Here is a 12928-nt window from a genome sequence, read left to right as displayed (position 1 = left end):
TGGGGACGGCCTCGTGTACGAGCCTGTTTCAGCGCGTTTCGCGGTGCGCAGTGTGCGAGTTGCAGCGCGGGCAGTGCTTCTTCATCTCAAGACGGTCCGGGTTGTTACGCCGGTTCTTCTTGGTGATGTAGTTCCGCTCCTTGCACTCCACGCAGGCCAGCGTGATCTTCGGGCGGACGTCGGTGGCAGCCACGTGAGTGCTCCTTGGACGGACGGATGAACGGATGAACGCAAAAAAGAGTAGCCGATCGAAGGACCGACCCCACAATCGGCTACCGTAAGTAGCGGTGACCGGACTTGAACCGGTGACACAGCGATTATGAGCCGCTTGCTCTACCGACTGAGCTACACCGCTTTGATAATCAGTCCCCCCGCCGAAGCGGGGTTTCCGATCACCAGAGCCCCAATGCGGAATCGAACCGCAGACCTTCTCCTTACCATGGAGACGCTCTACCGACTGAGCTATTGGGGCGAGCGATGAAGACATTACACGGTTGGTCGCCGATCGCCCAAATCCGTTTCGAAGCCCCGACCTGCGCCCTTGATCGAGACCCCGCCGATCCCTCGGCCGGCGGCCTTCCGGCCCGCCCACCGGCCGCTTGAACAGCTCCTCGGCCACCGCATGAGCCACCACGGCCCCAGTCGCACACGCGTGCCCCGGACACCCCTCAGGGCCACACCGGTACGACTATTTCGCTCCTCCTCGAACCGGACCGAACACGCGCCTAGGCTCGACTCACTCTGCGTGACCTTGTACCCCTTCCCAGGAGCGCGATGCCCGACAGCCAGCCGCGGCAGCCGGACGACGACGCCGCCGACGCGGCCGACGCGACCAGCAGTCCCGACACCGCCGCCACCGCCGAGACCGGCGCCCTGGTGCTCTGCGGCGCCCGTCTCACCGACGGCCGCATCGTGGACGTACGGCTCGGGGGCAGCCGCATCGAGGCCGTCGGCACCGCGGGCAGCCTGACCGCACCAGGTCCGCGGGTGGACCTGCGCGGCTATCTGCTGCTCCCCGCCCCCGCCGAACCCCACGCCCACAGCGACACCGCGCTCACCGCCCACGGTGCGGGCCCCGACAGTCCGGGACCCGTGTCGCACCGCCCCAAGGACATCCAGCGCCGCGCCACCGAGGCCGCCCTGCTGCAGCTCGGCCACGGCGCCACCGCACTGCGCGCACACGTACGGATCGGGGACGTCCAAGGCCTCACCTCCCTCGGAGCCGTACTGCAGGCAAGCCGCTCGCTGCGCGGACTAGCCGAACTGACCTCCGTCGCCGTACCCCGACTGCTCACCGGCGTCGCGGGCGCCGACAACCTGGCCATGCTGCGCGACGCCGTGAAGATGGGTGCCGGCGCGGTCGGCGGCTGCCCAGACCTCGATCCGGATCCGGCGGGGTACGCAGAAGCCGTCCTGGAGATCGCCGCCGAACAGGGCTGTCCGGTCGATCTGCACACGGACGGCGCCGATCCGGCCCGGCTCGGCCGATTGGCCACCATGGCAGGCGGGCTGCGGCCCGGTGTCTCCATCGGCCCGTGCGCCAGCCTCTCCCGGCTTCCTCCTCAGGCCGCAGGCCGTGCGGCCGACCAGCTCGCCGCGGCCGGGGTGACGGTGATCTGCCTCCCCCAGGGCGGCTGCTGCGGGGCGGAAGGCCGGGGCACCGCCCCCGTACGGCTGCTGCGTGCGGCCGGAGTACGGGTCGCGGCGGGCAGCGGAGCGCTGCGGGACGTCGCAAACCCTGTGGGACGCGGGGATCCGCTGGAGGCCGCCTATCTCCTGGCCTCGCAGAGCGGGATGCGGGCCAATGAGGCGTACGAGGCGGTCTCCTCGGTCGCGAGGAAGGCGATGGGGCTGCCCGAGGTCAGGGTCGAGGCCGGCTTCCCAGCCGAGTTGCTCGCCGTACGCGGGGAGCAGCTCTCGGGTGTGCTGTCGCTCGCCTACAGCCGGGTCGTGGTGCATCGCGGCCGGGTCGTGACGCGGACGAGTGCGGTGCGCGAGTACTGCGACTCGGAGACCGTCGTCGCCCTCGGCCTGCCCCGTCAGAGCCGACCGGATTCCGGTCCCTGCGGCGGGCCCTGAGCGCGGCGGCCCGCTGCGGCGTACGGTCGTGACCATGCGCATTGTCATCGCAGGTGGACATGGTCAGATCGCGCTGCGGCTGGAGCGGCTGCTCACCGCGAGCGGGTACGAAGCCGTGGGTGTCATCCGTAATCCGGAACAGCGCGAGGACCTCCGGGCGGCAGGTGCCGAGCCGGTCGTCCTGGATCTCGAATCGGCCTCCGTGGAGGAGGTCGCGGAGGTGCTGCGCGGTGCCGACGCGGCGGTCTTCGCGGCCGGTGCGGGCCCGAACAGCGGCTCGGAACGCAAGGAGACGGTGGACCGTGGCGCGGCGGTGCTGTTCGCGGACGCGGCGGAACGGGCGGGCGTACGGCGCTACGTAGTGGTCTCGTCGATGGGCGCCGACCCCGGCCACGCGGGCGACGAGGTCTTCGACGCCTACCTGCGGGCGAAGGGCGCCGCGGACGCGTACGTGCGCTCCAGGACCGCACTCGACTGGACGATCCTGCGCCCCGGAATGCTGACGAACGACGCGGGCACCGGGATGGTCCTCCTGACCGCCTCGGCCGGCCGCGGACCGGTGCCGCGCGACGATGTGGCGGCGGCGCTGCTGGAGCTGCTGGAGACCCCGGCGACGGCAGGGCTGACCCTGGAACTCATCTCGGGGAACATGCCGGTGGCGGTCGCCGTGAAGGACGTTGCGGGGAACTGAGCTGTTGAACCGGGCCGTTGGTCCGGCTTTCTGACGACCGCACGCCCGGTCTCGGGCCGAGGCCCGCCGCCTCGGTTCAGCTGCCCGGCGCCTGGCGGACCTTGATGCCGTGGCGCTCCAGCAGGGCGGCAGTGACGCCGTCGCCCTCGCGGAGCTCGCCCGTGAACGTACCGTCATAGACCGTGCCGCGCCCGCAGGAAGGGCTGCGCGCCATCAGTAGCGCCTCGGCGCACCCGGCCCTGCGCGCGGCCTCCAGCGCCCGCCGGGCGCCGTCCACGAACTCCTCCGTCACGTCGTGCCCGGTGTCGTCGACGACTCGGGCGCGACCGTCCAGCACGTCGTGGCCGTCGCCGCCGACGATCTCGGCGGGGCGGCGCGGGGTGGGGAGTCCGGCGGCGACCTCGGGGCAGAAGGCGACGGGGCGGCGGTCTCCGATCGCCTCGGCCACTGCGGCAGAGGCCTTGCCTCGGCCGTCGAAGCGGCAGGGCACACCGTGCAGACAGGCGCTGACCAGCACAGATTCCATGTTCACAACCCTCGTAACAGAAACAAAGAAGGCCCCTGTCCTGAGACAGGGGCCTTACCATGTGGCGGCGCCAGGGTTCGAACCTGGGTAGGCTGAGCCGGCAGATTTACAGCGGGCTACCTTCAGGCCATTTGACCAGGCGCTTTCACGTTCCCCTGTCTCCTCGGGGGACGTCTGGGGGAAATTCTAGTCGCGCCCCGTATTCATCTCGCCGGGCACCAGCAGCACCGAGGCCGGCAGATTTCACCTGAGCGCGTCCGCGATGACGCCCATGGATTCCGTCACCGCCACGGCCCCCGCCGCTGCCAGCACGGCCGCCTTGCCCGGCTTGTTGGCATAGCCGATCGTCGCCACGTCAGCCGCAATGCCGGCCTGTACATCGCGTGCCGCGTCTCCGACGAAGATGCACTCCGCAGGTGTGGCCGACGCGGCGGACAGCGCGTCCAGCAGCAGGCGCGGATTGGGCTTCATAGATGCCGGATCGCCCGGCACACGGCCAAACACCCCCGTGACCGCCCCATCGAGTCCACGATCAGCCAGGTACGCGCGGATCGCATCCCCCGAATTGTTGCTGATGATCCAGACTGAGCGACCCGATTCGGCGCAGGCTCGAATGGTGGTCTCCCCGCCGGCGGTCTCCTCGGCAAGCGCGACCGCTTCCACCTCCAAGCGCGTCAGCGTTTCGTCTGCTCGGGCTGCCAAATCCGGCCGTGTGTCTGCGACGCTCCGCAGGAGCGCGAGCGGGTCAGACTCCGTCGCCCAGCCTTCGGGGTCCCCCGGCGCAAGGGCGGGGCGGAGAGACTCGTACAACCCTCGTGCCACATCGGGAGCGGGCATTCCCGCAAAGACCGAGCAGACCGGGCCATCGAAGTCGAGGAAGAGATGCCGGGCGGGGCGGAGCACGTCAGTGAGCTGGGTCGTATTCATGGCTTCCGCTCATAGGAGATGGTGGTCCAGACGCTGTTGAACCAGAGCTGTGCTTGCTGGAGGTAGAGGGAGCCGAGCGACGCGTCATCCGGTCCGGCGGAGTGGTGAAAGAGCGTCGTGTCCTTGCCCGTGACGTCGAAGAACGTGCGGGACTCGCCTTCCACTGAGAGCGACCGCTCCCGGAGGGGGTAGAACCCGAAGAAGGCTTCTCGCTGGTTCAGGATGTAGAGCTTGAACAGGCTGGACGCCCGGTGAACACGCACCTCTACATTGACGGACTTCACCAGGCCGTATTCCGCGAGCACTTCGACGGAGTGCTTGATACCGCCGGCGTTCGTCAGCGCGATGTTCCGGGCTCGGTCGCGCAGCGCCAGATCGTCCTGAAGGCCGTCGACCAGTACCGGAACGGCCATGGGCGCAGTCGTATCGGGCAACAGCAGTCGCACTGTGATCGATTCAGGGGTAAGGCGGCCTGACCGAATCTTGTCCAACGGTTCCTGCATGGCGTTGTGCAGGGTCTCGCTGGAGAACCCAGCGAAGTCGAGGGTGACTTGCGGCTCGCCGAACGCTGCCTCGATGTGAGGGCGGAGGCCCACCGGCCGCTCCGTGCGCTCACGCACGAATGACCCGCTGCCCTGGCGAGTGATGATCAGCCCCTCGCTCCGAAGCAGCTCCAGAGCCTTGTCCACAGTGCCGCGCGCCACGCTGTAGCGCCTGGCCAGCTCAGGACCGGATGGGAGTTTGTCCCCGGGAGTGAAACCTTCCTTCTTCGTGAGGATCGCAGCTCGCAGAGAGCTGCTGACCTGCTGATACGGCGGTCGCGGGTCGTCCGGGTCGAGGCTCATTCATCCATTCTAATCAACATGCCCAACACGCACAGCTCACCCAACCCCCTTGACCTGCCTAAGCAGGTTGCCTATGTTGAGCATGTCGCCGAGAACGCAGCGGAGACAGCAGAAGGGCCCGTTCTTTGGGCTGCTTCCACGCACCACCAGAGCGCCCGGAGGGTCCCGACAACGGGAGTGAGCCCAAAGGAAGCCCTGTTCCTTGAGAACTGAACAGTGGACATAGATCAACAGGCATCTGCGACAAGCCGCAGGCCCTGCCGCACGAGCAATACACGAGCCAGCAAGCACCTTGCTCCGGGTCGCCCTTCGGGACGACTGAGGGGTCTTTCACGTGCGGTGAGACAAGGGCAGAGATCGCGACCTACACCACGTACCCATGTCCGCCTTCCCTGGAGGTCGACGTGTACCGACGAAGAATCCGGGCGCTGCCCGTGCCCTGGACCGGCACGGGCAGCAATGCCCTTCGCGTCCACCCGATCTGCGGACTGAGCCGGGTCACCCGGCGATTCGCGGAGTCGGGACACCTTCGCAGCGGTCGCTGCGCTGGTTGCCTCCCCCGCCCGTCCGGCCGCTGTTTGCGGCTGTACGGGCGGGGCCGAGGGGAGCCGGAATCCGCTGGTTCCACTGAGTGCGCCGCCCGGAGAGGCAACTCCGGACGGCGCAGACAGGCACCCCCAGGAGGTCCCTGTGTTGACGAGTCTGACAGATGCGGAGCGCGACGAGCTGTCCCGCAAGAACGCCGAAGCGAACAAGCGCAGCCAGGACAACGCGCGGACGCAGGGGCGGCGCTGATGACGGCCGTCGAGATCACCTCGTTCGGCTATCTCCACGATGCCCCGCCCGCAGCCCACCTGGTTGTGGACCTGCGGACTCACTTTCGTGACCCGCACGTCAGCCCGGAGTTGCGGTACATGACGGCTCGTGACGAGTTGGTCCGCACCACAGTGATGAGCACTCCCGGCATCACGGCGCTGGTCAGTGCCACCGCCATGGCGGTGGGTGCATTCGCGTCCGGGCCCAGCGCCGGGACTGTGACTGTCGCGGGCGGTTGTGCCGGTGGCCGGCACCGCGCCCCCACCTTCGCCCTCGCCCTGGCCGACCGGCTCCGCACGGCCGGGTTCACGGTCACCATCACCCACCGCGACCTGGACAAGGACGTCGTCCAGCGCTGAACACACCCCACAGCCCCGATGGTCGCAGGCCGGGTTCGACTCCCTGCCGGGGCACCACGGCCACCTCTCGGTGGCCGGACCGCTCGCGTCGACGGGCGGAACCCTCAACGGCCCGCGGCCCCGGTGTTCGAGCACCGGAGCCGCAGTTTCGGGCCGTCCCCAGACAAGGAGAAACCGACCCATGAAGACCATCGTTGCTGGTCACGTGGCCGTTACGGCCAGCGAGTTCACGGAACTGGCCCTGGGCATCGACCTGGAGCTGTTCACCGGTCCGGCTGTCGAGTCCGCCATGGAGCGGGCGGCGCGGCTGGACGTCGCCCAGGAGGTTCTCGCGGAGCTCCGGGAGAGTGACCCGGAGACCGCCGCGTACGCCGAGTCGCTGTTGCGGACGCTGTCGCTGAAGCGCCGTTCGGACGGCCGGCGCCCGCGTCGCGCGGTCCGGCGTCCGGTGAAGGGCTGCACCGCCGGTTCGGCGGTGGCGGCGTGATGGAGTACACCGCGCAGATCTCGAATCGTGATGGTCGGTGGCGCCTGTACGTCGTGCTGATGGGTGTTCGGGCCTCTGAGTGGCCTGAGCACGACTTCGGTCCGACGGTCGCCGTGCCGACGGTGGCCCAGCGGTCACGGGCGCTCGCCGCGCTCGGCTTCGTGTTCACGGGCGGCGCCGGGTGGGAGTGGGCCGAGTACTACGAGACGCACGGTGACGACGCATCGCCGGTCCGTCTCCTCGCCTCGATCCAGGTGTGTTCACGAGACGGGGGCGAGTCGTGAACAGTGCTCAGATCCGTTCAGCAGACCGGGCCTTGTCAGTAGGGACGTGGCTGATCGTCGGTGGGGCGATGCTGTACTCGATCCTCACCGTCACCCCGCTCGCCGCCCGTCACACCGCCGAGAAGTGGCAGTGGACGGCCCCGATCCTGCCGCTGGTCGTGGACGCGGCAGTGGTCATCGTGGTCCGCCTGGACGCCACCCTGGCCCGCCTGGGCGGGCGCGGCGGGCGGTGGCCCATCGCGCTGCGGTGGATGACCGGCTGCATGACCCTCGCCCTGAACGTGGCCGACTCCGCGTTGAAGAAAGACCTGGTCGGGGTGGCTGTCCACTCCGTCGCGCCGCTGCTGCTCATCGTCACGGCAGAGACGGGGCTCGCCTACCGGCGGGCCATCGCTGCCGCTGTGACCGAGCTGAACGCCCAGCAGCAGGCCGAGAAGGAGGCCCGCGAGCGCTCCCGCATCGAGGCGCGGGAGCGGGCCGAGCGCAGTGCCCGTGAGGAGCGGGAGCACACGGCCGCGATCGCCCGTGAACAGCGCGAGCATGAAGCCGGGTTGGCCCGTGAACAGCGTGAGCACGATGAACGGGTCCGGCGTGAGGAGCAGGCCCGCATCGAGGCTCGGGAGCGGGCCGAGCGTGAGGCCCGTGAACGCGTCAAGGCTGAGCGTGAACAGCAGCAGGCCGAGCATGAACGCCGTGAACAGGAGGCGGCCCGGCGGCGCGAGAACGAGCGCCGCGAGCGTGAGGCCCGTGAACGCGCCAAGGCTGAGCGTGAACAGCAGCAGGCCGAGCATGAACGCCGTGAACAAGCCGCGCAGGCCGAGCATGAGCGGGCCGCGCTGCTGTCCGGCGGACCGGTGAACGAGAAGCTGCCCGAGCCCAAGGCCCGTCAGATCGTCGCTGCCGCGGTCGAAGCCGGGCTGCCGGTGCGCACGGCCGCCGAGCTGTGCGGCTGGTCGACCGGCTGGGTCTCCTCCCGCTACCAGGAACTGCGCGAGGCCCAGACCGCCCCCGCCCTTGAAGGAGCCTCCGCGTGATCGCGATCGTTCGTACCCGCACCCTGCACGCCCTGCGTGCCCGCGTTTCCGAGGCTGAGACCGCCCGTGTCGAAGCCGAGAGGTGCCTGGAGCAGAGCGGAAACCTACGCGTCGTGCTCGACCGCGCCATCGCCGATGCTGCCCGCCTTGATGGCGAGTTGGAGACTCTGCGCGCCCAGTCCCTTCTCGACACCGAGGACCGCCAGGCCCTGCGGACGCTGCTGCGCATCGCCCGGAAGCAGGCCGCCCGGGCCGACCGCGTCTACGTCCTCTTCCACTTCGGGGAGCTGCACAGCGTGCACGCCACCCAGGACGCGGCGGAGATCGCGGCCGAGGCCGAGGGCGCCCCCAGGGACGGATGGGCCTCGCCCGCCACCTGCTGCGGCGGGGCCCCGGCGCGGGCCTCCGAGGTTCCGTGGCGTATCCGGACTCTCCCGCTCGGAGGCACCCGGTGAGCACGCTGCTGGTCTACCGGTGGCGCCTGGCCCCGGACGGCTACGCCACTCGCCGCCAGCTCCGGGCCCTCGGGCTTCGGCCCGGCGGTCAGGACGTCGCCGCCCAGCTCGAACGCCCCCGGCGTCGTCGCGGCCCGCTGGTCGCCTACCTCTACCGGATCGACCGGGCCCGTCCGGTGCGGCCGATGACCCCGGCCCGCCGGGCGGCGCTCGCCGCGGCGATGGCCGCGCGCCGTACGTGCCCGGTCTGCCGGCAGGACCGGGGGTACTGCATCCCCCGGTCGCTCGGCATGTGCGCCCCCTGCCACGACAACCCCACCGCCGAGGAGGCGTCTCGTGTTCGCTGATCTCGCGTTCCTGCTCTACGTCGGCCACCTGGTCGCCGATTACGCACTTCAGACCGATCACCAGGCCGAGCACAAGGCCGGGCCCGGGTGGAAGGGCTGGGCCCCGAATCTGGCCCACGCTGCCACCCACGTCGTCGTCTGCGGCCTCCTGCTCGCGCTGGGTGCGGTGGTCCTGGGGTGGCGGCTTCCGCTGCTGCCCGCCCTGGCCGCGCTCCTGTGGATCGGTGCCACGCACGCGGTGATCGACCGGCGCTGGCCGGTCCTGTGGTGGATGACGCACACCGGCTCGGCTGACTGGATCAGCCGCGGCGGTGCCGCGCACGTCGACCAGACCGCCCACATCGCCGCCCTGCTCGTCGCAGCTCTCTTCCTCTCTGCCTGAAACGGAGATCACCATGGCAAGCAACAGCACCCGGGCCACCAACGGGCCACGCTCCCGGACCAGCGGTGGCGGCCAGGCCCCCACCGGCAAGGGCGCCAAGTTCGCGAACAACGCGGGCGCGGCGGTCGGCGGTTTCGTCGGCGCGGTGGGCGGCTCGTTCGTCCCGCCGATCAACGTCACCGTCAACAACAACAAGAACATCCCCGGGCCCCGGGGGGCGCAGTCGCAGAGCCTGCTGCCCGCCCCGGAGTTCAGCAGCCCCGCGCAGATCCGCAACTACTGCAACAGCCTGCGGGCCGCCGCCGTGATGCTCTCCTTCGAGGTCGCCATGGGCGCCGAGATCCTCAAGGCCGTGCTGGGCACCGTCCCCGACCCCGACGGCCGAATGGGCGGCGCGAAGATCCGCGCGTTCAAGGTCTCGCGGAAGATGCAGCGCGCGGCCGACGAGCTGCGCAACGCCGCCAAGCTCGCCGCGGCTTGCTACGCCCAGTTCCAGCAGGAGTACGAGGGCGAGCTCGGCGCCCACCGCCACCGCGCCCAGCGCCCGGAGCGGCCCCGCATGAACTGGACCGCGCAGTGAGCCGCCGGTGGGTTGACCAGGACGGACGAGACGTGGAACGAGAGCTGGAGAGGATGGAACGGCAGTTGAGGAACCGACGAGAGCACAGCACATCAACCGGGGTGGGCGGCATCGGGGCGTACCTCCTGCACCGGGCCAAGCCGCACCTCCCGCCGTGGCTCGGCGTCGCCGGGGTCGGCGTCGCCGGGTCGGGCGCGCACCTGCTGTGGGCCGACTCGGTCGCGGCCGGGGTCGGGCTGACCCTGTCGACCGTCGCCCTGACCGGGGCCACCTGGTGGGCGGGGCGGGAGACCAGCCCGCAGCGTCGCCTGCACTCCGCGATCACGGTCGCGGCCGGGTCCGGGTGGATGACCGGCGCGGCTCTTGCCGGGCCCCTGACCGGCATCCTGCCCGACACCTACCTCATGGGCGGAGCCGTGCTCGCCCTGTCCTGGAACATCCGGATGGCGCTGCGGACATCGGACGGTGGGACGGTCACCGAGTCGGCGGACAAGAGCCTGCTGGAAAAGGTCGGCCTCGCGAAGGCGAAGATCGGCCGGACTGAGGTCGAGCCGAACCGCGTCACTGCGGCGCTCGCCCTGGAGGGCGGGGAGCAGACCACTGACGATGTCGCGAAGGCGCTGGTGCGCATCGCGTCCGCGCTGGACCTGCCGCAGTCGGCGGTGCGGTTCCAGCCCGACCCGGACTCCGCCCGTCGCGGGGACCTGGTCATCGTGCCCAAGGACATGCTGACCGAGCCCCAGGTATGGGACGGCCCGTCGCGGCCGGGCGCCTCGATCATGGAACCGCTCGTCATCGGCCGGTACGACGACGGCTCCCCGCTGATGGTGTGGCTGCCCGGCGATCCGGACGTCGGGCGCAACGGCCAGCACTTCCTTGTCGCCGGGGGCACCGGGTCCGGCAAGGGCGACACCGCCCTGAACCTCCAGGCCGAGATCCTGTCCCGCCGCGACGTCATCGTGTGGCTGTCCGACCCCAAGGCGTTCCAGGACTTCCGGCCGCTGCTGCCCGCCTACGACTGGGCCGTGGAGGGCGGGGCCGGGACCGAGGCGATGGTCGAAGCGCTCCAGCACGTCATCCCGGCCCGGACCGGGTGGCTGGGCAAGCACTCCTACAGGCAGTGGACGCCGCAGGCAGCCGAGCGGCAGACCGATCCGGCTCACTCCTGCCGGCCGGACCGCACGGCCTGCGGCTGCGAGGGCATGCCGTACCTGGTCGCGTGGATGGAAGAGGCCGCCAACACGCTGAGGCAGCTCGGGGACGACGCGTTCACCGGCATCGCCCAGGAAGCCCGGTCCGCCGGGTGCTCGCTGTTCGTGTCCCTCCAGCGCCCCTCGTACGACCAGATGTCGACCAGTACCCGGGCCTCGCTCCCGTCCGTGATCGCGCTCGGCTGCGACCCGAGGGACGAGGGGTTCAGCCTCCCGGACACGGTCATCGACCAGGGCGCCCACCCCGGAGCATGGGGCAACCGCAAGCCCGGCTACTGCTACGTCGTCGCGGGCGGCATCGACCCCGACCGCTACGCCAGCCCCGCCCGTACACGGCAGTTCACCCAGGACGCCACGGCGGTCATGGAAATGCTCGCCCAGTGGGCCGTCCGCAACGGGGCGAGCGCCGACCCCGTCACCGCCGGGGCCGCCAGGGCAGTCGTCGGCAACGCGTACACCGGCCGCCGCACCGACACCGACGAGACAGGGCAGGTTGCCGTGCCGGACCAGGACGACACCATCCAGACCGGCACCCTCCTCGACCCCGAGGACGCCGCCATGGACCCCGAGGCCGACCTGCCTCCGGCCCAGCAGGGCGACGACACCCCGCTGTTCGGTCAAGACACCGGCCGCAAGCCGTCCCCGGAGGAGGCACGGGAGCTGTTCGCCCGCGCCCTCGACGAGTTCGAGGAGGCCGGGCAGATGGTCGTCGGGCCGAAGGACTTCATGGACTGGTGCGACGCCAACGGCTACAGCCGACCGTGGGTCTCCGCGAGGCTCCGTGACGCCGCTCTGGAGGGCCGCCTGCAGCCGACGAACCAGACCGGCCGGTGGCGGATCGTCCCCGCCCTGACACCCGCGTGACGCCTGACACCGTCACGGGGCGCGTGACACCCAAACCCCTAGGCGGGAGCGGGTGTCACGCGCCCTGACACCAGGCCCTGACACCCGCGTGACACCCCCTGACACCGCACGTGACACCCCCACCCGGGGCCTCTCGTCGCACCGCGCGCAGGGGCCCCGGCCCGCCCGGGAGGACCACCCCATGAACCGACCCGACCCGCCCGCCCCGGCCAGCCGCCCGCTCAGTACCGCCGAGGCCGAGCTTCGCGCCCGCCAGCTCATCAACGAGGCGTACACGCCGACGTCGCACCGCGACGACTCCCCACTGCCCGCGTACGGGCCGACTCCCCCCATCGCCCAGCCGGGACGCCCGCCCATGAGCCAGAAGGCCACGGACGCCAGCGCCCTGATGCTCACCGGCAGCGTCGCCGCCCTGTCCGTCGGCGGCGCCACCTCCCTCGTCCTCTACACGCTCGGCCAGGTCGACCCCGTCACCCTCGCCGTGGGCGCGGCCGGACCCGTCACCCTGGTCCTCGCCGCCGGATCGCTGCTGCGCTCCCTCGGCCGCGCCAAGGCCGACGCACACACCGAACACCACCACCACTACAAGGGCCCCGTCCACCAGGACCACCGCACCAGCCGCACCACCATCCGAGGCGTGTGGGCCAAGACCACCAACCAGCAGTGAGGGCGGGCCATGCCCCTGCTCGACTGGCGCGACAACCGGCACTTCGACCCCCACCGCGACCTGCCTTGCGTGCTCTGCGGCAGGCCCACCCCGATGCGCTCCCACGACCGCGAGCCTGTCCACAAAGTCTGCGCCGAAGCCTGGTGCGACCAGCACCCCGAATCCAACCGCTTCCACAACTGACCCCGGAAGGGACCCATGTACGACGACGACTTCATCGATTGCGACCTGTGCGCCCCCGGTGACGACTCCGAGCCCTACCCGTACGCGCACTGCTGCGGCTGCGGCGCGGACGGCAGCGCCGAGTTCACCGACTGCACCTGCGAGTAGCTACGCCAAGGGCGGCCCCCAACCTCACGCCAATGAAACCGGGG

At 70.6% G+C, this 12928-nt stretch carries 18 protein-coding genes and 2 tRNA genes; 14 read left to right on the top strand and 6 right to left on the bottom strand.

Annotated elements, in window-relative coordinates; genetic code table 11:
- Nucleotides 1–28: 28 nt before the first annotated feature.
- The 3 genes from rpmG to ABTZ94_RS04860 all read right to left on the bottom strand — a co-directional run bounded on the left by rpmG (nt 29) and on the right by ABTZ94_RS04860 (nt 472).
- A complete protein-coding gene (gene rpmG, locus ABTZ94_RS04870; RefSeq protein WP_003956487.1) occupies nt 29–193 on the bottom strand; it encodes a 50S ribosomal protein L33 in 165 nt (54 codons plus the stop codon).
- 89 nt (nt 194–282) lie between these two features.
- Nucleotides 283–355 (bottom strand) — tRNA-Met (locus ABTZ94_RS04865).
- Nucleotides 356–399: 44 nt separating this feature from the next.
- Nucleotides 400–472: transfer RNA gene (locus ABTZ94_RS04860), tRNA-Thr, on the bottom strand.
- A gap of 302 nt (nt 473–774) precedes the next feature.
- On the opposite strand from ABTZ94_RS04860, the gene ABTZ94_RS04855 reads away from it, so the two are divergent.
- Together ABTZ94_RS04855 and ABTZ94_RS04850 are read left to right on the top strand one after the other, a co-directional pair.
- Nucleotides 775–2079: an amidohydrolase family protein gene (locus ABTZ94_RS04855; protein ID WP_351197522.1), complete on the top strand. Its 1305-nt coding sequence runs from the start codon at nt 775–777 to the stop codon at nt 2077–2079.
- 34 nt (nt 2080–2113) lie between these two features.
- On the top strand, nt 2114–2770 hold the full coding sequence (locus ABTZ94_RS04850) for an SDR family oxidoreductase (RefSeq protein WP_351197520.1): 657 nt from the start codon (nt 2114–2116) through the stop codon (nt 2768–2770).
- Nucleotides 2771–2846: 76 nt separating this feature from the next.
- Here the strand turns inward: ABTZ94_RS04850 and ABTZ94_RS04845 are convergent, their stop codons facing one another.
- From ABTZ94_RS04845 to ABTZ94_RS04835, 3 genes are all read right to left on the bottom strand, one after another.
- Nucleotides 2847–3296, bottom strand: coding sequence for a 2-thiouracil desulfurase family protein (locus tag ABTZ94_RS04845; RefSeq protein WP_351197518.1), 450 nt, complete (start codon nt 3294–3296; stop codon nt 2847–2849).
- 243 nt (nt 3297–3539) lie between these two features.
- Nucleotides 3540–4223, bottom strand: a complete 684-nt coding sequence (locus ABTZ94_RS04840; protein ID WP_351197516.1) for an HAD family hydrolase — start codon at nt 4221–4223, stop codon at nt 3540–3542.
- Entirely contained in the window at nt 4220–5068 is an 849-nt protein-coding gene (locus tag ABTZ94_RS04835; RefSeq protein WP_351197514.1) for a GntR family transcriptional regulator, read from the bottom strand. Before ABTZ94_RS04835 ends, ABTZ94_RS04840 begins: the two co-directional genes overlap by 4 nt.
- A gap of 794 nt (nt 5069–5862) precedes the next feature.
- Here ABTZ94_RS04835 and ABTZ94_RS04830 point away from each other — a divergent pair.
- The 12 genes from ABTZ94_RS04830 (at nt 5863) to ABTZ94_RS04775 (ending at nt 12884) form a co-directional block, all read left to right on the top strand.
- Nucleotides 5863–6243, top strand: a complete 381-nt coding sequence (locus ABTZ94_RS04830; protein ID WP_351197512.1) for a RapZ C-terminal domain-containing protein — start codon at nt 5863–5865, stop codon at nt 6241–6243.
- Nucleotides 6244–6424: 181 nt separating this feature from the next.
- Nucleotides 6425–6730, top strand: a complete 306-nt coding sequence (locus ABTZ94_RS04825; protein WP_351197511.1) for a hypothetical protein — start codon at nt 6425–6427, stop codon at nt 6728–6730.
- Complete coding sequence (locus ABTZ94_RS04820; protein ID WP_351197602.1) at nt 6730–7014, top strand: DUF6303 family protein; 285 nt, start codon at nt 6730–6732, stop codon at nt 7012–7014. The genes ABTZ94_RS04825 and ABTZ94_RS04820 overlap by 1 nt, the downstream gene beginning before the upstream one ends.
- Nucleotides 7011–8048 (top strand): DUF2637 domain-containing protein, encoded by a 1038-nt coding sequence (locus tag ABTZ94_RS04815; protein WP_351197509.1) that lies wholly within the window; start codon nt 7011–7013, stop codon nt 8046–8048. Before ABTZ94_RS04820 ends, ABTZ94_RS04815 begins: the two co-directional genes overlap by 4 nt.
- On the top strand, nt 8045–8503 hold the full coding sequence (locus tag ABTZ94_RS04810) for a hypothetical protein (RefSeq protein ID WP_351197507.1): 459 nt from the start codon (nt 8045–8047) through the stop codon (nt 8501–8503). The genes ABTZ94_RS04815 and ABTZ94_RS04810 overlap by 4 nt, the downstream gene beginning before the upstream one ends.
- On the top strand, nt 8500–8850 hold the full coding sequence (locus ABTZ94_RS04805) for an RRQRL motif-containing zinc-binding protein (RefSeq protein ID WP_351197505.1): 351 nt from the start codon (nt 8500–8502) through the stop codon (nt 8848–8850). The genes ABTZ94_RS04810 and ABTZ94_RS04805 overlap by 4 nt, the downstream gene beginning before the upstream one ends.
- Nucleotides 8840–9232, top strand: a complete 393-nt coding sequence (locus ABTZ94_RS04800; RefSeq protein ID WP_351197503.1) for a DUF3307 domain-containing protein — start codon at nt 8840–8842, stop codon at nt 9230–9232. Before ABTZ94_RS04805 ends, ABTZ94_RS04800 begins: the two co-directional genes overlap by 11 nt.
- A 13-nt stretch (nt 9233–9245) precedes the next feature.
- Nucleotides 9246–9812, top strand: coding sequence for a plasmid transfer protein TraA (traA, locus tag ABTZ94_RS04795; protein ID WP_351197501.1), 567 nt, complete (start codon nt 9246–9248; stop codon nt 9810–9812).
- Nucleotides 9813–9865: 53 nt separating this feature from the next.
- Complete coding sequence (gene traB, locus ABTZ94_RS04790) at nt 9866–11887, top strand: plasmid transfer protein TraB (RefSeq protein ID WP_502967179.1); 2022 nt, start codon at nt 9866–9868, stop codon at nt 11885–11887.
- 181 nt (nt 11888–12068) lie between these two features.
- Nucleotides 12069–12554, top strand: coding sequence for a hypothetical protein (locus tag ABTZ94_RS04785; RefSeq protein WP_351197497.1), 486 nt, complete (start codon nt 12069–12071; stop codon nt 12552–12554).
- A 9-nt stretch (nt 12555–12563) separates the two neighbouring features.
- Nucleotides 12564–12737, top strand: a complete 174-nt coding sequence (locus ABTZ94_RS04780) for a hypothetical protein (protein ID WP_351197495.1) — start codon at nt 12564–12566, stop codon at nt 12735–12737.
- A gap of 15 nt (nt 12738–12752) precedes the next feature.
- Entirely contained in the window at nt 12753–12884 is a 132-nt protein-coding gene (locus ABTZ94_RS04775) for a hypothetical protein (RefSeq protein WP_351197493.1), read from the top strand.
- Nucleotides 12885–12928: the final 44 nt, after the last annotated feature.

Origin of the sequence: Streptomyces sp. NPDC002785 (assembly GCF_040295565.1) — a bacterium.
Taxonomy (GTDB): domain Bacteria; phylum Actinomycetota; class Actinomycetes; order Streptomycetales; family Streptomycetaceae; genus Streptomyces.
Note: the sequence above shows the minus strand (reverse complement) of the source record. Positions and strands in the feature narration are given on the sequence as shown.

What these genes read in the sequence shown, in the direction of transcription:
- ABTZ94_RS04855 (WP_351197522.1), top strand. Translation starts at nt 775, where the DNA reads ATGCCCGACAGCCAGCCGCGGCAGCCGGACGACGACGCCGCCGACGCG.
- ABTZ94_RS04850 (WP_351197520.1), top strand. Translation starts at nt 2,114, where the DNA reads ATGCGCATTGTCATCGCAGGTGGACATGGTCAGATCGCGCTGCGGCTG.
- ABTZ94_RS04845 (WP_351197518.1), bottom strand. Translation starts at nt 3,296, where the DNA reads ATGGAATCTGTGCTGGTCAGCGCCTGTCTGCACGGTGTGCCCTGCCGC.
- ABTZ94_RS04840 (WP_351197516.1), bottom strand. Translation starts at nt 4,223, where the DNA reads ATGAATACGACCCAGCTCACTGACGTGCTCCGCCCCGCCCGGCATCTC.
- ABTZ94_RS04835 (WP_351197514.1), bottom strand. Translation starts at nt 5,068, where the DNA reads ATGAGCCTCGACCCGGACGACCCGCGACCGCCGTATCAGCAGGTCAGC.
- ABTZ94_RS04830 (WP_351197512.1), top strand. Translation starts at nt 5,863, where the DNA reads ATGACGGCCGTCGAGATCACCTCGTTCGGCTATCTCCACGATGCCCCG.
- ABTZ94_RS04825 (WP_351197511.1), top strand. Translation starts at nt 6,425, where the DNA reads ATGAAGACCATCGTTGCTGGTCACGTGGCCGTTACGGCCAGCGAGTTC.
- ABTZ94_RS04820 (WP_351197602.1), top strand. Translation starts at nt 6,730, where the DNA reads ATGGAGTACACCGCGCAGATCTCGAATCGTGATGGTCGGTGGCGCCTG.
- traA (WP_351197501.1), top strand. Translation starts at nt 9,246, where the DNA reads ATGGCAAGCAACAGCACCCGGGCCACCAACGGGCCACGCTCCCGGACC.
- traB (WP_502967179.1), top strand. Translation starts at nt 9,866, where the DNA reads ATGGAACGGCAGTTGAGGAACCGACGAGAGCACAGCACATCAACCGGG.
- ABTZ94_RS04785 (WP_351197497.1), top strand. Translation starts at nt 12,069, where the DNA reads ATGAACCGACCCGACCCGCCCGCCCCGGCCAGCCGCCCGCTCAGTACC.
- ABTZ94_RS04780 (WP_351197495.1), top strand. Translation starts at nt 12,564, where the DNA reads ATGCCCCTGCTCGACTGGCGCGACAACCGGCACTTCGACCCCCACCGC.
- ABTZ94_RS04775 (WP_351197493.1), top strand. Translation starts at nt 12,753, where the DNA reads ATGTACGACGACGACTTCATCGATTGCGACCTGTGCGCCCCCGGTGAC.